Origin of the sequence: Vibrio sp. 1F255, from assembly GCF_041439145.1 — a bacterium.
Lineage (GTDB): Bacteria > Pseudomonadota > Gammaproteobacteria > Enterobacterales > Vibrionaceae > Vibrio > Vibrio crassostreae_C.
Map to the genome: position 1 here is coordinate 37,659 of NZ_JBGONQ010000017.1, position 22,341 is coordinate 59,999.

At 44.3% G+C, this 22,341-nt stretch carries 17 protein-coding genes and 1 pseudogene; 11 read left to right on the forward strand and 7 right to left on the reverse strand.

What is annotated here, in order from left to right; translation table 11 throughout:
- Positions 1–98 precede the first annotated feature (98 nt).
- The 3 genes from pepT (at position 99) to ACED41_RS11245 (ending at position 2,838) form a co-directional block, all read left to right on the forward strand.
- Positions 99–1,331: a peptidase T gene (pepT, locus tag ACED41_RS11235; protein ID WP_017059487.1), complete on the forward strand. Its 1,233-nt coding sequence runs from the start codon at positions 99–101 to the stop codon at positions 1,329–1,331.
- 76 nt (positions 1,332–1,407) lie between these two features.
- Complete coding sequence (locus ACED41_RS11240) at positions 1,408–1,875, forward strand: DM13 domain-containing protein (protein ID WP_017064357.1); 468 nt, start codon at positions 1,408–1,410, stop codon at positions 1,873–1,875.
- A 120-nt stretch (positions 1,876–1,995) separates the two neighbouring features.
- Complete coding sequence (locus tag ACED41_RS11245; protein ID WP_017064358.1) at positions 1,996–2,838, forward strand: mechanosensitive ion channel family protein; 843 nt, start codon at positions 1,996–1,998, stop codon at positions 2,836–2,838.
- Positions 2,839–2,924: 86 nt separating this feature from the next.
- Here the strand turns inward: ACED41_RS11245 and ACED41_RS11250 are convergent, their stop codons facing one another.
- Positions 2,925–3,368 carry a dCMP deaminase family protein gene (locus tag ACED41_RS11250; protein WP_017059490.1) on the reverse strand — a complete coding sequence of 148 codons (444 nt, stop codon included), beginning with the start codon at positions 3,366–3,368 and terminating at the stop codon, positions 2,925–2,927.
- A 259-nt stretch (positions 3,369–3,627) separates the two neighbouring features.
- Between ACED41_RS11250 and ACED41_RS11255 the strand changes: the two genes are divergently transcribed.
- The 3 genes from ACED41_RS11255 (at position 3,628) to ACED41_RS11265 (ending at position 8,949) form a co-directional block, all read left to right on the forward strand.
- Positions 3,628–4,764: an efflux RND transporter periplasmic adaptor subunit gene (locus tag ACED41_RS11255; RefSeq protein WP_017067488.1), complete on the forward strand. Its 1,137-nt coding sequence runs from the start codon at positions 3,628–3,630 to the stop codon at positions 4,762–4,764.
- Positions 4,765–4,775: 11 nt separating this feature from the next.
- Positions 4,776–7,928, forward strand: coding sequence for an efflux RND transporter permease subunit (locus ACED41_RS11260; protein ID WP_017064360.1), 3,153 nt, complete (start codon positions 4,776–4,778; stop codon positions 7,926–7,928).
- A 334-nt stretch (positions 7,929–8,262) separates the two neighbouring features.
- On the forward strand, positions 8,263–8,949 hold the full coding sequence (locus ACED41_RS11265; protein ID WP_017059493.1) for a MaoC family dehydratase: 687 nt from the start codon (positions 8,263–8,265) through the stop codon (positions 8,947–8,949).
- A 76-nt stretch (positions 8,950–9,025) separates the two neighbouring features.
- Here ACED41_RS11265 and ACED41_RS11270 read toward each other — a convergent pair whose 3' ends face one another.
- Complete coding sequence (locus ACED41_RS11270) at positions 9,026–9,841, reverse strand: phosphate ABC transporter substrate-binding protein (RefSeq protein ID WP_017064361.1); 816 nt, start codon at positions 9,839–9,841, stop codon at positions 9,026–9,028.
- 264 nt (positions 9,842–10,105) lie between these two features.
- Here ACED41_RS11270 and ACED41_RS11275 point away from each other — a divergent pair, with 264 nt between their 5' ends.
- Complete coding sequence (locus tag ACED41_RS11275) at positions 10,106–10,468, forward strand: DUF3024 domain-containing protein (protein ID WP_017059495.1); 363 nt, start codon at positions 10,106–10,108, stop codon at positions 10,466–10,468.
- A gap of 184 nt (positions 10,469–10,652) precedes the next feature.
- Here ACED41_RS11275 and ACED41_RS11280 read toward each other — a convergent pair whose 3' ends face one another.
- Positions 10,653–11,483, reverse strand: coding sequence for a helix-turn-helix domain-containing protein (locus tag ACED41_RS11280; RefSeq protein ID WP_371724969.1), 831 nt, complete (start codon positions 11,481–11,483; stop codon positions 10,653–10,655).
- A 188-nt stretch (positions 11,484–11,671) separates the two neighbouring features.
- A complete protein-coding gene (gene rnb, locus ACED41_RS11285) occupies positions 11,672–13,678 on the reverse strand; it encodes an exoribonuclease II (protein WP_371724970.1) in 2,007 nt (668 codons plus the stop codon).
- 309 nt (positions 13,679–13,987) lie between these two features.
- Here rnb and ACED41_RS11290 point away from each other — a divergent pair, with 309 nt between their 5' ends.
- The gene (locus ACED41_RS11290) at positions 13,988–16,057 is read left to right on the forward strand and encodes a DEAD/DEAH box helicase (RefSeq protein ID WP_081325397.1); all 2,070 of its coding nucleotides are present in this window, start codon (positions 13,988–13,990) and stop codon (positions 16,055–16,057) included.
- A gap of 743 nt (positions 16,058–16,800) precedes the next feature.
- Positions 16,801–17,994: an acetate/propionate family kinase gene (locus ACED41_RS11295; RefSeq protein WP_371724971.1), complete on the forward strand. Its 1,194-nt coding sequence runs from the start codon at positions 16,801–16,803 to the stop codon at positions 17,992–17,994.
- A gap of 267 nt (positions 17,995–18,261) precedes the next feature.
- Here ACED41_RS11295 and ACED41_RS11300 read toward each other — a convergent pair whose 3' ends face one another.
- A complete protein-coding gene (locus ACED41_RS11300) occupies positions 18,262–19,227 on the reverse strand; it encodes a GlxA family transcriptional regulator (RefSeq protein ID WP_371724972.1) in 966 nt (321 codons plus the stop codon).
- A 114-nt stretch (positions 19,228–19,341) separates the two neighbouring features.
- On the opposite strand from ACED41_RS11300, the gene ACED41_RS11305 reads away from it, so the two are divergent.
- On the forward strand, positions 19,342–20,133 hold the full coding sequence (locus tag ACED41_RS11305) for an MBL fold metallo-hydrolase (protein ID WP_017068423.1): 792 nt from the start codon (positions 19,342–19,344) through the stop codon (positions 20,131–20,133).
- A 235-nt stretch (positions 20,134–20,368) separates the two neighbouring features.
- Here ACED41_RS11305 and ACED41_RS11310 read toward each other — a convergent pair whose 3' ends face one another.
- Both ACED41_RS11310 and ACED41_RS11315 read right to left on the reverse strand, forming a co-directional pair.
- Positions 20,369–20,893 (reverse strand): hypothetical protein, encoded by a 525-nt coding sequence (locus ACED41_RS11310; protein WP_108111071.1) that lies wholly within the window; start codon positions 20,891–20,893, stop codon positions 20,369–20,371.
- A 544-nt stretch (positions 20,894–21,437) separates the two neighbouring features.
- Positions 21,438–21,605: a hypothetical protein gene (locus ACED41_RS11315; protein WP_017062447.1), complete on the reverse strand. Its 168-nt coding sequence runs from the start codon at positions 21,603–21,605 to the stop codon at positions 21,438–21,440.
- A 41-nt stretch (positions 21,606–21,646) separates the two neighbouring features.
- Between ACED41_RS11315 and ACED41_RS11320 the strand changes: the two are divergent.
- Positions 21,647–22,315: pseudogene (locus tag ACED41_RS11320) on the forward strand (pyridoxal-phosphate dependent enzyme); the annotation flags it as partial.
- Positions 22,316–22,341: the final 26 nt, after the last annotated feature.

Here is a 22,341-nt window from a genome sequence, read left to right on the forward strand (position 1 = left end):
CTACTGACTCTGTGCTCGTATTTATTTAACGATGTATCACTTATCGACATAATAATTAAGTCAGTAAATCAATTACTTAATCCATGGTGAGATGAATTATGGAAAAGCTTGTAGAACGTTTTCTGAATTACGTTACTTTTGATACCAAATCCGATCCTTCTAATCAGCAATGCCCAAGTTCACCGGGTCAAATTACCTTTGCTGAAGCCTTAAAGTTAGAATTGGTGGCATTAGACTTAGTTGATGTGTCTTTAGATGACAATGGATACTTGATGGCGAAACTGCCGTCGAATGTCGATTACGATGTGCCTGCGATTGGCTTTGTGGCGCACATGGATACCGCTCCTGACGCATCAGGCGCCAACGTGAAACCACAAGTGATTAAAGATTACCGAGGTGGAACGATTGAATTAGGGGAAAGTGGCGAGAGTTTGAACCCAAGCCAGTATCCAGATCTTGATTCTTTACATGGTCACGACCTGATTACGACTGACGGCACAACTCTGCTTGGTGCCGACAACAAAGCGGGCATCGCTGAAATCATCAGTGCAATTGCTTACCTGAAAGCGAATCCAGACATCAAACACGGCGACATCTGCATTGGTTTCACGCCGGATGAAGAGATTGGTCGCGGTGCGAACCTGTTTGACGTTGAAAAATTTGGCGCCGAGTGGGCGTACACTATCGATGGTGGCCCAGTAGGGGAGTTGGAATTTGAGAACTTCAATGCCACGAGCGCCGATGTTATCTGTCATGGCGTGAACGTTCACCCGGGCACCGCAAAAGATAAAATGGTGAACTCGATGAACATTGCAGCGCAATTCCAATTGATGATGCCTGCGCAAGAAACACCAGAGTGCACAGAAGGTTATGAAGGCTTCTACCACCTGAAATCGGCGGAAATGGGTGTGGCTCGCTCTGAACTGGGATACATCATCCGTGATTTTGAACGTGAGGGTGTAGAAGCGCGTAAAGCATTCATGCAGCAGAAAGTCGATGAGCTGAATGAGCGCCTTGAGAAAGGCCGTGTTGAGCTGGTGCTAACCGATAGCTACTTCAACATGAAAGAGATGGTTGAACCGCATCAACATATTATTGAATTGGCCAAGCAGGCGATGATTGAGTGCAATGTCGAGCCAATGGTTAAACCAATCCGAGGTGGTACAGACGGTGCTCGCTTATCTTTCATGGGGCTACCATGTCCGAATATCTTTACTGGCGGTTACAACTTCCACGGTATTCATGAGTTCATTACCATTCAAGGCATGGAGCAAGCGGTAAAAGTGATTGTTGAACTGTCACAACGTACAGCAACGCATTACCAAAAATAGAACATCAGAGCGTTATATCTCTTTGTATTTTTGAGAGTATTCAATAATACTCTCTTTAAGCATAAGGGAGTACGCGATGAAAAAGTTAGTTTTACTTTGCACCCACTTAGCCGTGGGTGCTGTTGGTTTTGGGCTAGGCGTTTACGCATTGCCTATCTTGATTGAGCCTGATTCTCCTTCCTCAAGTTCTGTTGAAGCGATCAGTGAGCAGGCTATCTACACGGGCGAGTTCACTAAAGATCGACAAGACAGTGACTTCTTGCACTGGGGAGAAGGCATCGTCTCAGTATCCGAAAGTGCGATCGCTTTTGAAGGTGAATTGGCGCCGGGACCTGATTACAAGGTTTATCTCTCGCCTAAGTTCATTGAAACCGAGCACGCTTTCAATGACAGCAAGAACGAGTTATTGAGAGTCGGAGATGTGAAAACATTCGACCGCTTTATGGTTGAGCTTCCCGAAGGTACTGATCTTAATCGATTTAATACGGTTGTGATTTGGTGTGAAACTTTTGGCCAATTTATTACTTCTGCCAAGATAAAATGATAGCCTTACCAATAGCTGATTTAGGCACGTAAAAAAGCGCTCTATTTTTGAGCGCTTTTTCATAGCGAAGTCTCCGCTAATCGTTGTAAAGCTCGTCGTTGTAATGCTAAGGAATAAGTAATGGAAAAAGTGTGGCAAGTAATTGATTTTCTACTCGCTCATAAGTTTATTTTTAGTGCGTTGATTATCACTATTATTTTAATCATTCGCCGAATCACCTTATCTCAAATAAGAGGTGATGTTGCTTTCCTTAGTGAAGACCAACGTAACTGGATGTCACGAACCAAAAACGGCACATTCGCGATTATTGTTGTGACGTTATTTGTGCTGTGGAAATCCGAAATCAGCGAGTTTGCGCTATCTGTCACGGCCATTGCTGTTGCGATAGTAGTGGCTTCAAAAGAGATCATTTTGTGTTTCACCGGTTCTATTCAGCGTGCGAGTTCTCGTTCATTTAGAATCGGCGACTGGATCGAAGTGGGTAAAATCAGCGGTGAAGTGATTGAGCACAATCTGATGGCGACCGTGATTCAAGAAATCGATTTGTATCATGGGCAATATCACTTCACTGGCAAGACAGCCACGCTGCCTAATAGCATGTTCTTCACTTATCCGGTTAAGAACCTCAACTTCATGAAGCGTTATGTTTATCATAACTTTTTTGTGACGGTGAAAGACTTTGTAAACCTATACCCTATGCTGTCGGGTCTTATTGTGAAAATTGAAGAGCATTGCGAAGAGTTTATCGATGTTGCTCGCCGTTACAACGGTGTGATCGAAAAGCACGCTGGTGTTGACCTTCCGGGTTCTGAGCCTCACATCCATATCACAAGCAGTTCGACAGGTGAGCAAGAAGTCCATTTTATGATTTTCTGTCCAACCGAGAAGGCGGTTCATCTAGAGCAAGAGATTCGTAAAGATTTCATGGAAGCATACGCTGAAGCATTTCCTGTCAGTGCTTAATCCTGCAGTCCGCTGAGCCCCAAACAAAAGAAAGCCGAGAGCGATAATATCGACTCTCGGCTTTTTTGTTCTAACTATCTGTTCGTTTAATCTAGGTCAGCCAGTGGCAACCAATCGACTTTTACGCCTGCTTGTTCAAACATATCTTGGCTCACTTTGATTTTGTCTCCCCAGCGAGAAAGAAAGTCTTCACTTTGCTCTGGGCAGTGAACCGCAGAAATACCGGTTTGGATGATTTTCGCTGCGCAGTTTGGGCAAGGGAAATGCGTCACCCAGATCTCACAACTGTCCAAATCACGCTTGGCGAATAAGATCGCATTTTCTTCAGCGTGAAGTGTCTTGAGGTACTTCATCTCTCTGTCATCAGTATCCGCACTATCAGACACGCCATGTGGGTAGCCATTAAAACCAACAGAAACAATGCGGTTGTGCTTAGTGATTACGGCGCCGACTTGAGTTGAAGGATCTTTACTCCAAGAACCGACCAATTCCGCCATTTGATAGAAACGTTTAGCCCATTTTGAAATCATGAGAATTCCTTAACAATTAAATGTGAATGCTTATCTGTCTGACAATACATTATGTTAGACAATATCCATAGAGAACAAAAGCTGAGAGATTGATTTACTTAGGAATTGTAGCGTGTTTGTAATCACTTTATAAGCACTTGGTTTCAATTAACATATTGATACACTTTGGCCAGTTATAATTGATATTCCTCGGACAATGGTAACAGAGGTGTTACGTAAATTTTATGCTGTTCAAATACTAATAAGTGACGGTATAACCATGCGTAAAAAGTTGATCCTTACTGCTCTTGCAAGCTCTCTTATTCTTGCTGGATGTGGGCAAGATGCTCAGAATGCCAAGCAAGCGCCTTTACCTCTCGTAGCTGTACAGGATGTTAGCGTCGTTTCTCACCAACAAAGTAAGTCGTACATCGGTCGTATTGAAGCCGTTGAAGACACGGCAATTACTGCACAAGTTTCTGGCTACCTGCAAAGCCGCCATTTCAAAGAAGGCCAAATGGTCGAGAAGGGGCAATTGCTTTACTCAATTGAGCCTTCATCATTTGAAGCAGAAGTAGCAAGCGCGAAAGCGGCTGTTGCTCAAGCGAATGCCAACCTTAAAAAAGCCGAACTTGATTTCAATCGTGGTAAGAACCTACTTCCTAAGGGCAGTATTTCTCAATCTGAATTTGATGCATTAACGGCAAACCTATTAGGTTCTCAAGCACAGTTAGAAGCAAGCCAAGCTCAGTTAAACGCCGCGAATGTCCAACTTTCTCACACCAAAATTATCGCGCCTTTCTCTGGAAGAATCAGTGACACTAAAGTAAGTAAAGGTGACCTAGTTTCACCGTCTTCAGGTGTTCTGACAACTTTGGTTAGCCTAGACCCAATCCATGCATCGTTCAGCATCAGTGAGCGTGAGCGTATTGAGTTAGGTATGGACCGAATTGAAGGTGACGGCAGCAGCGATTCTGATCGTGTTGAAGTGCAAATCATGCTTGAAAATGGCGAAGCATTCGAACATCTAGGTCAGCTCGATTTCTTGGGCAACCGTATCAACCTAAACACTGGTACGATCGCGATGCGCGCTATTGCCGATAACCCAGACCAGCAATTGCTTCCTGGTCAGCACGTTCGTGTTGATCTGCGTGAGAAGCAATCTATTGATGTCGTAACCATTCCTCGCCGCGCGGTTCAAACCGACCTTGAAGGCGACTTTGTTATGGTGTTAGTTGAAGGCGAAGCTGCTCCTGTGGCTGAGCGTAGAAACATCGAAATGGGTCGTCAGGTTGAAGGTGGTGTGATTGTTCATTCTGGATTAGAGAAAAACGACGCAGTCATCACTCAAGGCCTACAGCGTGTACGTAATGGTATGTCTGTTCGTATTCAAGCTTCTGCTGAACAAGCTGAGTAAGGGGACTATTTATGTTAAGTCGTTTCTTTATTCAAAGGCCTAAGTTCGCCCTTGTTATATCCATAATCTTAACGCTGGCGGGTGCGATTTCTCTCGCTATCTTGCCAGTGGCTGAATATCCAAAAATTAGTCCACCGTCGGTCAGTGTGTCGGCATTCTACACGGGCGCAAGTGCTGAAGTGGTGGAACAGGCGATAGCCGACCCCATAGAAACGTCGGTTAACGGCGTTGAAGATATGATCTACATGTCTTCTAAAAGCGCTAACGATGGTTCATACAACCTTAATGTGACCTTTGATGTTGGTACTGACCCAGATATGGCTCAGGTCAACGTTCAGAACCGAGTTGCTCAAATCGAATCGAAGCTTCCGCAAGAAGTTCGAATGGTGGGTGTCACCGTTAAAAAGCGTTCACCAGACCTTTTGATGGTATTGAACTTCTATTCGCCAAACGGTGAGTACGACGATCAATTCTTGATCAACTACGTTAACCTAAACATTAAAGACCAACTGGCTCGTGTGAAGGGCATCAGTGAAGTTAACGTGTTGGGTGGTGGTGAATACGCGATGCGTGTTTGGTTAGATCCTGAGAAAATGGCTAACCTCAATATCACCACTTCAGACGTGAATCGCGCGTTGGCAGAGCAGAACGTTCAAGTTGCTGCAGGCCGTATTGGTGCTGCACCTTATAACAACGCACAAGAAGTGCAGTTCAACTTGGTAACAAAAGGCCGATTAGAAACAGCTGATGAGTTTGAAAATGTTGTTCTTCGTGCAACTCAAGACGGTTCAACGGTTTACTTAAAAGACATTGCACGTGTTGAGCTTGGTAAAAAGTTCTACGACGGTAATGGTAAATACCGTGGTCAAGATGCGTCGATCGTAACGCTGTCACTTCAATCAGACGCTAACGCGTTGGAAAGTGGCAAAGCTGTGATGGCGATGCTGGAAAACTTAAGCAAGAACTTCCCAGAAGGCGTGGCGTATGAAGCAAGTTACGACACTACACTGTTTGTTGCTGAGTCGATCAAAGGGGTAGTAAAGACCTTAATCGAAGCCATCTTGCTGGTTATTGCGGTAACGTACCTGTTCTTGGGTAGTGCGCGTGCAACCTTGATTCCTGTAGTTGCGATTCCGGTATCTTTGATTGGTACGTTTGCCATCATGCAGATGACGGGTTTCACCATCAACACGGTAACCCTGTTTGGTTTGATACTAGCGATTGGTATCGTAGTAGATGATGCGATCTTGGTTATCGAGAACGTTGATACCACAATGGCTAAAGACCCAACCATTTCACCGCGTAAAGCCACGCTTATTGCGATGAAAGAAGTAACGGGGCCGATCATTACGTCGACCTTGGTTCTACTTGCGGTATTCATCCCTGTTGCAATGCTTCCTGGTATTACTGGCATCATGTACCGTCAGTTCGCTCTGACTATCTGTATCGCGGTTGTTATCTCTTCAATTAACGCATTAACGCTATCACCTGCATTGTGTTCACTGGTTCTTAAGCAGGGTGGTGGTAACACGGCGCGTTGGTACCAAGCATTTAACCGTGGTCTAGAGTCTGTTACTAACAAATACGGTCAAGTGGCTGGCTTCTTAGTTAAGAAAGGCGTTCTGCTGTTCACTTTCTTCTTTGTGGCTTTGGCGGCTGTGACTTATTTTGCGAAGACAACGTCTACGGCGTTTGTACCTCAAGAAGATAAAGGCATTTTGCTGGTTAACGTTCAGCTTCCTGACGCGGCATCCTTGTCTCGAACCGAAGAAGTGACTAAGCAGCTGCTTGAAATGGTTGAACAAGAGCCGGGTGTTGATGGCGTAACACTGGTTAACGGCTACGCATTTATGACGGGCGCTTCTGCGTCGAATGGTGCGTCAATGTTCATCAAGCTTCACGATTGGGACATGCGTAATGCACTGGATGGTCAACACTCTGCTCAGGCTATCTCACAGCGTATTAATGGTCGTGCTGCGACTGAACTTCCTCAAGCTGTCGTGTTTGCGATGGGGCCTCCTGCAGTTCCGGGCATGGGGGCCGCGTCTGGTTTCGAGTTTGTACTTGAAGATACGCTAGGCCGAAGCCGTACTGATCTTGCTATGGTGATGAATGACGTGATAGCTGAGGCGAGCAAACAGCCTGAGATTTCACACACATTCAGTACTTTCCGTGCGAACGTACCTCACTACTATGTCGATATTGACCGTGAGAAAGCGCAGCAATTAGGTATTCCGTTGTCGGAAATTTTCCAAACACTACAAGGTAACCTTGGTTCGTTGTACGTGAACGACTTCACCATGTTTGGTAAGAACTTCCGCGTAACCATGCAAGCTGACAGTGAACACCGTAGCAGCATGGACGACCTACAACGATTCCACGTTCGTTCGTCTAATGGCGAGATGATCCCGTTAAGCACATTGGTGACTTACGACCAGATCTTTGAACCAGATGTAGCATGGCGTTACAACATGTACCGCAGTGCCGTGATTCAAGGTCAACCTGCAGAAGGTTACTCAAGTGGTGATGCGATTGCGGCAATGGAACGCGTAGCTGCAGAAGTATTGCCTCAGGGGTATCAGTACGAATGGACAGGCATGGCTTACCAAGAAGTACTAGCAGGTAACCAAGCGATCTTTGCTTTCGCACTGGCTCTGATCTTCATCTACCTGTTTATGGTGGCTCAATACGAGAGTTGGACAATTCCGATTGCGATTATCCTCGTGGTACCTGTCGCAACCTTAGGCTCCTTCTTGGCATTGAATCTAACGGGCACTCCGCTGAACCTTTATGCACAAATAGGTTTGGTTCTCTTGATAGCCTTGGCCGCGAAGAACGCAATCTTGATTGTGGAATTCGCAAAGGTAGAGCGTGAAGAGAAAGACGCACCGATTGAAGATGCGGCGGTGAAGGGCGGTACTTTACGTTTCCGTGCTGTGAACATGACGTCTTGGTCGTTCATCTTAGGTATCTTCCCGCTTATCTTTGCTGCGGGCGCAGGTCACGTGAGTCAGAACTCTTTGGGTATTTCACTGATCGGCGGCCTGTTATGTGTGTTACTGGCGGGTACGTTCCTAATCCCTGGCTTCTACGCATTCGTGCAACGTAAGCGTGAGAAAGCACACGGTGGTAATACCAAGCTGGTTCCGCTTGATGACGAATAGGGGATTGAGTGTCTTGTAAGATTCGTCTCTTACAAGACCAACCCTCGGAAAACTAATTCCTTGTAAAAACTAAGGTTTAGCATTGCGCTAAGCCTTTTTTTATTCCACTTATGAATAAAAACGCCTTTTATATAAACAAATGTTTGTCATGTGATAGAGCTAACACTCTAATTTGGGTTTTGTAATAAAATGATGTTTTATTGGTAAGTGTATGTTTAATATGATTTTAACAAGGTTCAGCTAACGGTTGTATGCTCGAAAACATTTGCACAATAGTGTGAAGTGTTTCAAAATTACGAAGTTATATTGAAATTTTTTGTGCATTGAGGTTCTTATGAAAGTCATTGATTTATTTAAACACCGAGGCGATAGCATGTCTTCGCAACACTCAGAGTTTATGCAATGGATGTCTCCAGCTCTTAGAGATTACTGGGGCGACTTTCTTAATCGTACGCAAAATAGCCATTTCTTTGCGTGGGTTCGTGATCACCACAAACCTGCTGTCAATGAAGATGCACCAGAGATGCCGGTGGAACAGCCGATCGTACTTAAGCCAGAAGCACAACTTGTGTTTGATGAGCTTAATCAACAGATCGGTGAAGTCATCCATACTGGCGACTGGATCAATGTAAGTCAAGACCGTATTAACCAGTTCGGCCTTGTTACTGAAGATATGCAGTGGATTCACACTGAGCCTGAAAAAGCGGAAACAGACTCTCCGTTCAAAACAACCATCGCACATGGTTTTTTAACTTTATCTCTGCTTCCTCGATTGACTGACAGTGTTGACCCTGACAAGTCTCAATTCCCAACAGCGAAGATGGTCGTAAACATTGGTCTTAACCAAGTACGTTTCCCATACCCTGTTAAATCGGGCAGTAATGTTCGTGCTAAAAGTACGCTAACAAAAGTAACGCCAATTAAGAAAGGCCTAGAGATTGAACGCGAAATTCGCGTCGAAATCGAAGGTATTCGTCGTCCTGGCGCTGTGATCGTTTCAGTGATTCAACTTCACTTCTAAACGAACCATATAGATTCCAAAAAAAAGAGAGAGCTTAATGCTCTCTCTTTTTTTTCATAAGATAAAACTCACTCACTTATTTAATGCGAGTGTAGCCGTACTCTTCGATAAGGTCTTGCCCTTGCTTTGACTTCACGAACTTGATGAAGTCTTTGCTCTCGTCAGAAACTGAGTCTGTCTTGTGCAGCAACAAGAATGGGCGAGCCAATTCATAGCTGTGGTTAGCAATGTTCTTAGATGTTGGCTCTACGCCTTCAAATGTAATTGCTTTAATCGAACGGTCGATTGAACCAACAGAGATAAAACCAATCGCGTGTGGGTTATGGTTAACAATCGTTTTAACCATGCTGTTGCTGTTTACAACCAAGTTATTTGGGTTGATGTCAGACACTAGACGGTCATTAATGATCTTCGTTAAACCAAGCAAGCTTTCGAAGCTATAGCGTGAGCCAGAAGACGCTTCGCGAGTGACAACTGCGATAGGCTGATCTGCGCCACCCACAGCTTTCCAGTTCGTGATTTTGCCTTTGTAGATATCGAACAGCTGCTCACGTGTAACGTTGCTTACAGCGTTTGAGCGGTTAGTTACTACAGCTAGGCCGTCAAAGGCAATTGGAAATACCTTCAACTTCTCGTCTTGTTCGCGGTCGGTTAAATAACGCGAGCTCATACCGATGTCAGAGACACCTTTATTAACCATGGTAATACCTGCTGTAGAACCAATGCCCTGAACCGCAATATAGTTATCAGGGTGAGTCTTGTTGTACTCCTCAGCTAATACATCCATCACTCGTGATACTGAAGTGGAGCCCGAAATAGTGGTTTCTTGTGCTAAAGCAGCATGAGAAGACAGGGCTAAGGATAAAAGAGAGGCAAGCGCGACTCGTAACATAAACAACTCCTAGTTAATAACATTTGTCGCATATGATAGGTCGGTTATATGACACTTTTGTGAAATTCCATACTCTCGATGTATAGCTGTTCGCTTGATGAGTCGTAGCTTTCTGGGTTTCCGAAAGCAAGATTCGTTTCTGGGAGCAGGGCAGGTATTTTGATTACGCTTGTTCGCTAAAATGTTTGTTGAGTCCTAAGCTAAGTAGAGGAATTCACTACTTAGAAGTTTCTATGAAGTTTCTATGAAGTTACAAGGGGTGTTATGTCCGTCATTCATATCGAGCTGAATCGTCTTTTAATTGGGGCCGAGAGGCTCTGTACATCTCGAAATCGAAGTTTACCTGTCGAGCTAGGCAAATCCCTATATGAAGAGTGTGAGGGTGGTGTGCTGTTTTCTCAGGCGCATTATCTACTCGACTCATCTCACAGTGATTATACAAACGAGATCGTCTGCGTGACTTTTGATGAGTCGCTGTCTTGTTGGTTAGTGATGGTGCCGCTTGAAGGGGATGTCGAAACCGACTCTGTGAATTGGGGGCCGTATCCGTACCTTCCTAAATCGAAGGATCTTGATGCTATTTTGGCGGAAATAGAAAAAGACCCTAAATCGTACTTCTGGTCATAGTCACTCTGTTTTCACGTTTGCTGGTGGCCTGCTCGCAAAGCTGAATCAATGAGTATCAAAACTCAACCACTGAATCCCAAAGCCAAATCATCTCATCCCACACCCAAGTGGCTTAATATTGAAGCCACTTGGTTTACACCAGTTCCCAACTAAGACGTCCACATCAATCTATCGCTTTGTTTCTTTAAACTTGCGGCTTTACGCTCTGCAGTTGTGCTTGTGCCACTAGCGATCGGAAGTCTTTTGGTGTTTTTCCGTGATACGTTTTAAAGGCCGTGCTGAAGTGAGCGGCACTTTTAAAGCCTGACTCATACGCGATTTGAGTGATCGACTTATCCGATGTTCTTAGCTGAGTGGCTGCATGAGCAATACGTTTTATCTTTAATAAGTTTGAGAACGACAGATCTTCAGCCGATAAGCGACGTTTAAGTGTAGCCGGTGACATTCCCATGTAACTGGCGAGCGTATCCAAAGAGATATTGTTTTCAATGTTTTGCTCGATGTAATGAATGACTCTTTGGGTCACGGTTAACCTTGAAGCTCGAGCAATAATAGCCAATAGAGCTGGGTACTGTTCCACCATCAAAGACAGCAAACTTAAGCCTAATTGAGTGAGTGCGTAGTCATTCTGAGTAGAAGAGTTGGCCAGTGACATGATGAGATCTTTCAACTGACAGAGCTCAGTATCCGTTTGATTGAACTTAATGTACTTGTCTGGGATTCGAGCGGACTCTAAATCGCTGAACTGATTAATGAACTTTTGAAAGATAGCCAAATCAAAATCTAAGCAGGTTGCGCTGAATTCGCCATTTTCAGTGTTAACCGTGATGTCTTTAATCTGACCAGAATTGTAAAGGGTGAAATCTCCCGCTTGCAACGAGGCTTGAGTACCATTGGGCAACACAAAAGAAATGCTGCCTTTCGACACTATAAAGATACCGTTTTTAGAAGCAGGATAACGTTCTCGTCTCCTGGGAATGAAGTTTCTGAACTGAGTAACTGTGATTGATGACATAGTGAGCTTCTTTGACGTTGTAAATTGATTGCTTATTGATTGTTTTTTTTAAGTATTGTTTAAGCATGAGACATTTACAAAAAAGGCGCTAATAATTAGCGCCTTTAGAAGTGAACCTTTGAAGCTTTTGACCTTGATAGCTTTGACCTTGAAAGCCGTAACCTTGAAAGCTGTAGCTGTTAAAGCCTTTAAGCTTCGGTTTCGTTTGTCGTTTCAGGCTCGCTAGGCAAGTCCGCAAATACTTGAGTAGGTTTTGCTACTAAGTTACGGTTTTCCTGATTAACTTCAGAGAGAACTACTTCTAAAACGTCTCCCAGTTTGTATACCATTTCTTTATCGATAGATACAGTACCCATATCACCGTTGCACTCTATTCTTTCTTTATTATTAAGAATGAGAGATCCAGGGATAAATGCAGCAGCACCATTTTCAAGTAAACGTACACGCATACCTGCACGGTTAATATCGAAAATCTCAGCTTGGAAACGAGTTTCTTCTGCTGGAGCATTGGCTAGAGTGCGAGCATACAACCAATCGCCAACATTGCGCTCAGCCATACCGTGGTGACGGCGGTGCAGGGCAAGTTCATCACCAATAGTTTCGTCTGGTGTTTGAATTGGCGCTTTACCTAAGATGTGTGCTTTAAGCATACGGTGGTTAATCATGTCACCGTATTTACGAATTGGAGAAGTCCACGTCGCGTAAATGTCTAATCCCATCGCGTAGTGCGGCGCAGGTTCATTGCTGATCTCGCTGTACGCTTGGAATTTACGAATACGGTTGTCGTAGTAGCTGTTGTCTAAAGAACCTAACCAACGACGCAGAGTAGCAAAACCTTCCAGAGATACGATCTGCTCTTCTGTAAACGGTGTTTCGGCTTCTGGATTAACCAGTTCTAGAACGTCTGTTAATTTCTCAGCTTTAAAACCAGAGTGACAGTTAAAGACACCTTGGTTAAAGCTTTCTTTTAGTACTCGGCCCGCACAGATGTTCGCGCTGATCATTGATTCTTCAACCAGCTTGTTTGCGCTACGACGCATGTCAGCGTGGATAGCGACAACATCGTTATCTTCGCTCAGTTCAAAGCGGTAGTCAGGGCGATCTGGGAACACAACAGCGTTTGCTGAGCGCCATTGTGAACGTGCTTGAGCAAATTGGTGAAGATCAGAAACAATTGCAGCAATCTCTTCTGATGGTTGCCATTTCTCTGATGCACCTGTTTCTAGCCAGTCTGATACGTTGTCGTAAGCAAGACGAGCATGAGATTTGATGTTTGCAGCGAAGAAGTTAATGTCATCACCGATAACGCCATCTTTAGATACCGTTACTGTGCAGCAAAGTGCAGGACGAACTTCGTTCTCGATCAGTGAACATAGGTTGTCAGCAAGATCACGAGGCAACATTGGGATGTTGCGACCAGGAAGGTAGATAGTGAAACCGCGCTCGCGTGCCACTTTATCCATCGCATCATCTGGAGAGATGTAAGCCGTTGGATCAGCAATTGCGATAGTCAGTTCAAAATCACCGTTCTCTTTCTTCTTCGCGTAAAGCGCGTCATCCATATCTTTTGTGCTTTCGCCATCGATAGTCACAAAAGGGACGTGCGTCATGTCTACACGTTCAAGATCGGCGTCATCGTTGATTAGCCAGTTGTCGATGCCTTCAGGCTCGCTGTTTGGTAGATCGTTTTGTGCCAGCGTTACCCACCAAGGTGCGATCTTGTCGTCAGCGTCTGTGATTTTTTCAGAGATTTGAGCCAAGAATCCGTTGTCACCTTTTAACGGGTGTTGAATGATATGAGCAACAACCCAGTCACCTTCTTTAAGCGTTTCAGGGTTTAGACCCTTCATTGCTTTCGCTTTAAGTTGCAGTTTTTTGAGCTGCGGGTGATCAGGAACAACGTTCAATCGGCCTTTGAAAAGCTTAACTCGTGCAATAAAGCGAGTAAGACCTTGTTCAACCAATTCCTCAGGCTCTGCTACTTCGCGCTCTTTCTCTGTGCGAATGATGGCAATCACCTTGTCACCGTGCACACATTTCTTCATGTACGGAGGCGGGATAAAGAAGCTTGTTTTGCTATCAACTTCGAGAAAACCAAAACCTTTTTCAGTGGCTTTGATGGTACCTTCCTTTTTAGGGAGGGTTTCTTGGATTTGCTGCTTGAGCTGAGCGAGTAGAGGATTATCTTGAAACATTTTGACTTTTATCTATCGAGGACAATTGAGCACACTATAATCATTGCGAGGCTTGATTACTACTTAAAGGCGAAGTGAGCGTTAATTAATTGCCCTCTTATTTAACTAGGTCAATTTGCTAGGAGATGGGTGCTGTGACGAGATATTCATCAAGTTTTGACGATATGATAACCAGTATTGATGTAAAAGCGAAAAATATGTGATGTATTTCAATTTTTTCTGGATTTTTTTATGCATTTAGGGAATAATCCGCCTCCCTTAGACGTCCCTAATGGCTTGAAGTGTTTTATTACTGCTTCGTAACTCTGAATGGAATCAGTATCTGATTGGATCAGTATTGGAATTGATAGAGCTCCCGGGACCTTTTGTTTACTTATATATAGTGGGATCCCAATGTCCGAATCTGTAATTCAATTTAATGAATTAGCCCTAAACGATAACATTCTTTCAGCTCTTGATAGCATGGGTTTCGTTTCTCCGACTCCAATCCAAGCAGCAGCTATTCCTCTTCTTCTTGAAGGCCGTGACGCACTAGGTAAAGCACAGACTGGTACTGGTAAAACAGCAGCATTCTCTCTGCCTTTACTTAACAAAATCAACCTGAACCAACACAAACCACAAGCAATCATCATGGCTCCTACTCGTGAGCTAGCGATTCAAGTTGCTGCGGAAATCAAAAACCTTGGCCGTGATATCAAAGGTCTTAAAGTTATTGAAATCTACGGTGGTGCTTCAATTGTTGACCAAATGCGTGCTCTAAGCCGCGGTGCTCACATTGTTGTTGGTACTCCAGGTCGTGTTAAAGACTTACTAACTCGTGACCGTCTACACCTAGATGAAGCACACACATTTGTTCTTGATGAAGCAGATGAAATGCTGAAAATGGGCTTCGTAGATGACGTTACTTGGATCCTAGAGCAAGCTCCAGAATCTGCACAACGTGTACTTTTCTCTGCAACTATGCCTCCAATGGTTAAGACTATTGTTGACCGTTACCTACGTAACCCGGCTAGAGTTGACGTTGCTGGTACTAACCACACAGTTGATAAAGTAGCGCAGAACTTCTGGGTTGTTAAAGGCGTAGAAAAAGACGAAGCAATGTCTCGTCTTCTAGAAACCGAAGAAACTGACGCGTCAATCGTATTCGTACGTACTCGTCAAGACACTGAGCGTCTAGCTGATTGGCTATCTGCACGTGGCTTCAAAGCTGCTGCACTGCACGGTGATATTCCTCAGTCTCTACGTGAGCGTACTGTTGATCACATCAAACAAGGTGTTATCGACATCCTAGTTGCAACTGACGTTGTAGCTCGTGGTCTTGATGTTCCACGTATCACTCACGTATTCAACTACGACATCCCATTCGATGTTGAATCTTACATCCACCGTATTGGTCGTACTGGCCGTGCTGGACGTAAAGGTAAAGCGATCCTACTAGTTCGCACTAACCAAATTCGCATGCTTCGCACAATCGAGCGCGTAACTAAGTCTCAAATGGAAGAAATTCAACTTCCTCTACGTGACCAAGTTGCTGCTGCACGTGTTGCTAAGCTTGGCGCTGAACTTGAAACTGAGAAAGAAAGCAAAGCACTAGAAAACTTTGCAGGTCTTATCTCTACTCTTCAAGAGTCTCTAGAAGTTGATGCTGCTACTCTAGCTGCAATGCTTCTTAAGCGTCAGCAAGGTAAGAGCCCACTATTCTACGTTGGCGAAGACCCAATGATCGCTGCTATTGAGCGTGATAAGAACCGTCGCAAAGAGCGTCGTGAAGATCGTGACAACGGCCGTGACGGTGGTGGTCGCAACTTCAATACTCAAGATTGGGATACTTACCAACTACAAGTTGGCCGTGAGCAAGGCGTTCAGGTTAAAGACATCGTTGGCGCACTAGCAAACGAACTTGGCCTAACTAAAGGTTCTATCGGTGCTATCAAGCTAGACCAAGGTTCTACTTACGTTCAACTGCCAAAAGCAATGAACTCTGAAACTGCTGGTAAGCTAAGCAAACTTCGCATTCGTCAAAAAGAAGCTGGCGCTGTAGTTGTTGATTTCAATGACTTCCGTGAGCCTCGTCGTGGCGGCGGCGGTCGTGATGGCAACCGTGGTGGCAACCGTGGCGGTCGTGATGGTGGCGGCTACCGTGGTAACCGTGAAGGCGGCAACCGCGAAGGTGGTAACCGTGAAGGCGGTCGTGGTGGATACCGTGGCAACCGTGATGGTGCTCGCGATGGTAACTCTGCTGGCGGACGTGATGGCGAACGTCGTTTCGACCGTAACCGTGGTGGCGATCACCGTGGTAACTTCCGTGGCGAACGTGGCCATGGTAACGGCAATGGCGGTGGTAACCGTGGTCGTCGTCCAGAGCGCAACGAAGGTTAATCAACCTGTCGCTTAGACGCTTTAGGTCTAGACACTGAATTTAAAAGCCGAGCGTAATGCTCGGCTTTTTTGTGCCTGTTATTTGAACTTAAGCTTTGGTTGGCTCGATATTCGTAGCTAACTTACTTTAATCAAGCTTCGTTCCTGTAACTATGCTTCGTCCATGAAACTAAGCATCGCGCCTAGAACGAATGTTAGTGCCAAAACTTAGCTGTATCGCGTTCTAAGCCTATACCAAAAGAACGTGCTACAAGATGCTGAAGCAAAGAGTGAAGGCTATCTAAGCGTCGTTACAGTGCATCTATTCGTAGAGTTGTGCTCGAAGGCAATCAAAATAAGATCAGATCACTATTCTCAACTTCAGTGAGCTTTTTGATGCAAACACTGAGCAATTGAGAAATCGAGCAAAAAGTTATCGGTAATGATAAGCAGACGACAGGGAAGGGTGGTTGTTTTTCAAGCGGATCACCTGCATTTGTTCGAGTCGCTTTAATTAACTGAATCAAGTTAAAAATAACGTGAGCACTCGTTTGCGTCACCTGTTCACTAATTTTCTTATTCAACTATTTTTTAATTCCGCTCTCGAAATAAATAATTTAATGACCAAGATCAACTTAATTGTGTTCATTTAGTGATTTTTTCAAAACAAAAGTTGAAAGATTCAAAAATTATTGAATAATGGACTTAACTAAAATTGAAGTAAACACTTCATCCAATTCGTACTGAAACAGGATCCATATCCAATGTCTAATTCGTTTGTTCTGGTTATTAACTCGGGTAGTTCATCCCTAAAATTTGCTGTAATCGATTCTGTTTCTGGTGAAGCAGTATTAAGTGGCCTAGGGGAGTGTTTTGGTCTTGAAGATGCTCGTATGAGCTGGAAATTCCAAGGCGAGAAAACTGAAATTGCCATTCAAGGTGAAGATAACCACCACAAAATTGCCATTGGCAAATTGGTTGGCCTGATGGAAGACCTAGGCTTCACGGCTGATATCGTGGCTATCGGTCACCGTATCGTACACGGCGGTGAGAAGTTCACTCAAACGGTTCGCATTACTGAAGAAGTAACGAACGAAATTGAAAGCCTATCTGACCTAGCTCCACTTCATAACCCAGCAGGTGCTATCGGTATCCGTGCTGCAATTGAAGCTTTCCCTTCTCTACCTCAGTTCGCTGTATTTGATACTGCTTTCCACCAAACAATGCCTCAACGTGCATTCACTGGTGCAATCGCAAAAGAGCTATACACAGACTTCGGCGTACGTCGCTACGGTTTCCACGGCACTAGCCACTACTTCGTTAGCCGTGAAGCTGCGAAGATGGTTAACAAGCCAATCGAAAAATCGGGCTTCATCTCTGTTCACCTAGGTAACGGCGCATCTGTATGTGCTATTAAAGATGGTAACAGTGTTGATACTTCTATGGGCTTCACACCACTTTCAGGCCTAATGATGGGCACACGTTGTGGTGACCTAGACCCAGGCATCATCGAATACCTACTTAAGAAAGGCTGGTCACAAGAGCAAGTATTTAACTCTCTAAACAAGGAGTCTGGCTTCCTTGGCGTGTCTGGTCTTACGAGCGATGCTCGTGGCATCTTAGAAGCAATGGAAGAGGGCCACGAAGGCGCTAAGCTTGCGTTTGAGGTGTTTACTTACCGCGTAGCGAAATACGTTGCTTCTTACCTAGCAACGCTAGATTCTTTAGACGGTATCATCTTCACTGGTGGTATCGGTGAGAACTCTCTACCAATTCGTCGTGAGATCTTAAACAACCTTAAGATTCTAGGTTTCGTTGAAGATGTAGCAGGTAACGAATCTGCTCGCTTTGGTGCTGAAGGGATCATCGCTAAGTCTGAAATGTTAGACGCAGTAGCAATGGTTATCCCAACCAACGAAGAATTCGTGATCGCCCAGCAGTCGGTTGAACTGCTGTAATTTTTTCAAAAACAGATAGTTAAAAGCGAGCTTAGTGCTCGCTTTTTTGATCTTATATGTTGGATAGACCATCGCTAAGTGGCCTTATAGCGAGATAGTCAAAACTCATTCTATTGATTTCGGCAAATCATTTTGTAGCTTCAAACTAGTGATGTTAGGGCTGGCTTGTGATGCCCCAAAAACGCCTAGAATTGAACTTGCAAGGTTTCAGATACAAAAAGTAATAGATGCGACGATCTAGCCCCATCGCCCTCAATGAAATTAAGACTATTGCTTGAATGTAGTGCGCCACTGAATCGGCGATACATGAAAAGCCGATTTGAAGTGCTTTCTGAATACGCTGTCAGAACCAAAACCCGCTTTCTCTGCAACTTGAGGAACAGATAACTTAGTGGTTTCTAGTAGGCGTTGGCTGAGCACCAAGCGTTTATTTTGCAACCATTCACCAAATGTACAGCCATAGGTAGCTTTAAACTGGCGTGTGAAGGTTCTTTTGCTCATCGCACAGCGCTCAGCGACTGCATCTAGTGAGTGAGGCAGATGGACGTTTTGTTCGACATGCTCAATCACAAGGCTGATGCTTGTTTCTGCGAGTGGCTTTACGCTAATCGGTGCAGGTATGTACTGTTGCTGTCCACCAGTACGAGATGGCGCAGTCACCATCTTACGTGCGAGATCATTCGCAAGCTCACTACCACACAAACGGCGCACTATATGTAGACAACAATCGAGTGAAGCTGCTACCCCTGCTGAGGTAATGATAGTCTCATGTTCAACAAATAGAGGGTTTGGGTCAAAATCCACCTTAGGAAATTGCTGCTGAAATTGTTCGGAAAACGCCCAATGGCTTGTGGCACGTTTTCCATCGAGAACGCCAGCACATGCAAGTACATAAGACCCGAGGCAGAGTCCTACTAGTAGCTTACCTTCCCCATGATGCTCTATTAGCGCCTCTATAAGTCGCTCACTTGGCTCTGGCAGGTCATTTGGCCAGCTTGGAACAATCACAATATCCGCCTCTTTAATAGCGCTCAAATCTCTATCGATCACCACACCAAATCCAGAGCTTGTTTCAAACTGCAAGCTGTTTTCGCAACAGATCCTCAAGTCAAACCGAACCGGCTGACCGAAAAAGATATCTTGAAACACCAGACAAGGCACAGAGAGATGAAAAGCACTGATGCCTTCAAAGGCTACCATCGTAATTTTAATTAGCTCGGTTGATTTGTTCACAAGTGTCTCGATTTGCGCGAATGTTGACTTTCAAGACAGTATCACAAGAAACTAGAAAGAAGCATACTAAATCTCATAGAGAACATGGCTTGTTAGTGAGTTTAGAGAGGCATTATGAAGATCCACCACCTACGTAGCGCAACATTTATTATTGAATCTGGCGAAAAATTTATCCTTATTGATCCTATGTTGGGGAAAAAAGGCTCTATGCCTCCGTTTTCAGTCATTAAGGCTAAGGCCGCGAAAAATCCAACCGTTGAGATGCCAAGTAATGCCGATGAGCTACTAAACAAGGTTACTCATACCTTAATTACTCACAGTCAAACACTTGGTATCAAGGCATTACAACATGGAGATCACCTAGATCCGGCAGGTGAGACGTTTTTAACAAGTCGTAATATCCCAGTTGCGACACCAGCCAAAGATAAGGCTTACCTAGAAAAATATGACTTAACGGTAAATTGGGGAATTGAAGACTGGCAAACTATCGACTTTCTAGACGGAAAGCTCACCGCGGTTCCGGCTTTGCACGGCCATGGATGGATTCACAAGGTAATGGCTAATGGTGTTGGATTTTTCTTGGAGCTCCCCAATGAGCCTTCTATTTACATTAGCGGTGATACAGTTCTAACCGATGATGTAAAACGAGCGTTGACTGAGTTGAAACCTGATATCACCGTAGTCGCGGCAGGTCGTGCTCGTATGGACGTTGGTCAACCGTTATTGATGTCTATTGATGAGGTCATGGAGTTTATTCGCCTTTCCCCTAATAAGGTGGTTGCGAACCATATGGAGGCACTCAATCACTGTGCAGTGACTCGACCAATTCTTAAAGAAGCAATTGATAAAAACGGTTTGTCAGATAAAGTCCTTATTCCTGCTGATGGTGAGACCTTGGAGTTTTAGATACCTGAATTAATTCGGTGACTCCCGATTTAAGTAAATAGTCTAAATGATTTCTGTCCAAAAGCTTCTCGGATTGAATTTTTACCCGTGGCACTTTCTAACTCGAAAGTGCCCCATTCCAAGCTATCAGATTGCCCGATTGTGAGATCTGATGGCTTCAAGTTGAACTAATTTTAGTAATGATTTTTAGTGTCTACTGGTTCGGCGGCTATTCAGAGTCTAATAATCTATGGGTCTAAACTTCAAATATACTAATGAATATTTTAAGTGACCTCAGCAGGTTTTCTAAGTCATGTTTAGGTATTTCCTTGATGTCTATCTCAACATCTTCAATGAACACCTTACTAGTCACGTTCCCACATGCTTCTAACAATGAAGCTAGCTCTGGAGGACTAAAACCTCTTAGTCTAAGTTTCGTAGAAAGAATGATAATTCGTTTGTAGTTTTCAGCATCTACTTCATCGGCAAGACTGCTTGCTTCTCTCAAGCGACTACATTCAAAATAAAGCCTGATTATACGCTCTTCTATTTCAACAACCGTGTCAGTTATTAGTTTTTGCGAAGCGGACTTTTTCCATGAACGTAGAGCGAACAATGCAACAAAGGAAGCAACAACAGTCGCGGTTCCAGCAGCAATCGTTGAAACGTCCTTCAAGAACTCCCATGATGTGAGATCAGAGGCGTTAGTTGCCATACCTCCATAAAAGCTAACTAACATCAGGAAAACTAGAACTATCAATGTTACTGTTGATTCTTTCATAAGAGCCCAAAATTGAATTAATGGTTAAACATACCATGATTGACCAATGTACTGTATACATAACAGCAGGTTAGTCCCATCTGGCAGTATAGATGGCACTATCAAATTTTAACCAGTTAGGGCGTAAAGGGAACGTGTGGAACGATACTTAATTGAGCGAAAAGAGGCTGCCTGATCTGCATCATCAATACTGGACATTAAGTTAAGTGATTTTTGCCATACTCGTAGTTATTCATTGATAGCTAACGCACCGATTTTCCGTAACTCGCTTTTGTCCAAACCCGTGTTAATAGGTGCGATTATAATAGCTTGCCAACCAACGAAGAATTCGTGATTGCTCAACAGTCGGTAGAACTTCTGTAATCTGAACTGAAGTCTAAGCAAGAAAAAGACAATCAAAAGCGAGCCCAAGTGGCTCGCTTTTTGTGTCTAGTAAAGATGCGTCTGAATGTTTTAACAGGGGGATAGCCTACAAGGCGATCGTGAAACAGTTTTAGAACAGAGCTTAAATTGCGACTCATCGGGTGCTCTGGAAGCGCTAAGGTTATTTAGTCCCTGAGCGGTAGTTTGGATCTGTCCAGCATCGAGGTAACTCTTCCCCTGACATAAACATCAGTTCGGACTTTTTAAACATCTCAGGGTCTTGCTGTTCTTCACCTGCTTGAAACCGACCTTCGATACTGTCTTGAAATAAGTTGGTTAATTTGGTCATTTCAGTTACATCAACGAGGTCACCGGTTTTTTCTCTTTTAGAAACATTTTTACCACACGGCTAAGCGGATTGGTGTCGAAAATGAGAGTTATTGCTGGGCAGATCAGTTTGAAAATCTCAGTAATTATCGAGCGCACTATTTAAATACTGGACCTGAGATCTGGCAGCAAACACAGGGGAATATTGATGCTCTAGTTTCAGTGGTGGGGACGGGTGGAACCATTGCCGGAAACTCACACTATCTATCTGAGCAGCAACCCAATCTCGAAACTTGGTTAGTTGACCCAAATGGGTCCGGCATTTATTCGTTTCTACGTAATGGACACTATCAATCAACGGGAAGTTCGTTCACGGAAGGCATAGGGATCATGCGAACGGTTGAAAATTTCAGGCAGGCAAAAATCAATCGTGCCATCACGCTTCCCGATCAGGATTTGGTGACGATATCCCGCCTTGTTGCGGAACATGACGGTATTCTTCTAGGAAGCAGTTCGTCGTTGAACGTAGCAGGTGCGCTATACGCTGCGGCTAGAATGGGGAAAGGGAAAACCATCGTTACATTTAGCTGTGACCTTGCTGAGCGCTCGTATTCGAAGCTGCACAACGAAACGTTTCTGAAAGAAAAAGAGATACAGCTTAATAAAGAAAACCTCTCTCAACTATGGGCTCGTTATCAAGCCGAAGATGGCAGCATGGTCGTCAACGTATAGTCGCTTTAAGTTAGTAACAGCCAGTG

Bases quoted from the DNA above. Each gene is read 5' to 3' on its own strand.
- ACED41_RS11270 (WP_017064361.1), bottom strand. From the start codon at position 9,841: ATGTTACGAGTCGCGCTTGCCTCTCTTTTATCCTTAGCCCTGTCTTCT.
- ACED41_RS11260 (WP_017064360.1), top strand. From the start codon at position 4,776: ATGTTAAGTCGTTTCTTTATTCAAAGGCCTAAGTTCGCCCTTGTTATA.
- ACED41_RS11305 (WP_017068423.1), top strand. From the start codon at position 19,342: ATGAAGATCCACCACCTACGTAGCGCAACATTTATTATTGAATCTGGC.
- ACED41_RS11295 (WP_371724971.1), top strand. From the start codon at position 16,801: ATGTCTAATTCGTTTGTTCTGGTTATTAACTCGGGTAGTTCATCCCTA.
- ACED41_RS11255 (WP_017067488.1), top strand. From the start codon at position 3,628: ATGCGTAAAAAGTTGATCCTTACTGCTCTTGCAAGCTCTCTTATTCTT.
- pepT (WP_017059487.1), top strand. From the start codon at position 99: ATGGAAAAGCTTGTAGAACGTTTTCTGAATTACGTTACTTTTGATACC.
- ACED41_RS11310 (WP_108111071.1), bottom strand. From the start codon at position 20,893: ATGAAAGAATCAACAGTAACATTGATAGTTCTAGTTTTCCTGATGTTA.
- ACED41_RS11290 (WP_081325397.1), top strand. From the start codon at position 13,988: ATGGAATCAGTATCTGATTGGATCAGTATTGGAATTGATAGAGCTCCC.
- ACED41_RS11245 (WP_017064358.1), top strand. From the start codon at position 1,996: ATGGAAAAAGTGTGGCAAGTAATTGATTTTCTACTCGCTCATAAGTTT.
- ACED41_RS11265 (WP_017059493.1), top strand. From the start codon at position 8,263: ATGAAAGTCATTGATTTATTTAAACACCGAGGCGATAGCATGTCTTCG.
- rnb (WP_371724970.1), bottom strand. From the start codon at position 13,678: ATGTTTCAAGATAATCCTCTACTCGCTCAGCTCAAGCAGCAAATCCAA.
- ACED41_RS11280 (WP_371724969.1), bottom strand. From the start codon at position 11,483: ATGTCATCAATCACAGTTACTCAGTTCAGAAACTTCATTCCCAGGAGA.
- ACED41_RS11315 (WP_017062447.1), bottom strand. From the start codon at position 21,605: ATGACCAAATTAACCAACTTATTTCAAGACAGTATCGAAGGTCGGTTT.
- ACED41_RS11275 (WP_017059495.1), top strand. From the start codon at position 10,106: ATGTCCGTCATTCATATCGAGCTGAATCGTCTTTTAATTGGGGCCGAG.
- ACED41_RS11240 (WP_017064357.1), top strand. From the start codon at position 1,408: ATGAAAAAGTTAGTTTTACTTTGCACCCACTTAGCCGTGGGTGCTGTT.
- ACED41_RS11250 (WP_017059490.1), bottom strand. From the start codon at position 3,368: ATGATTTCAAAATGGGCTAAACGTTTCTATCAAATGGCGGAATTGGTC.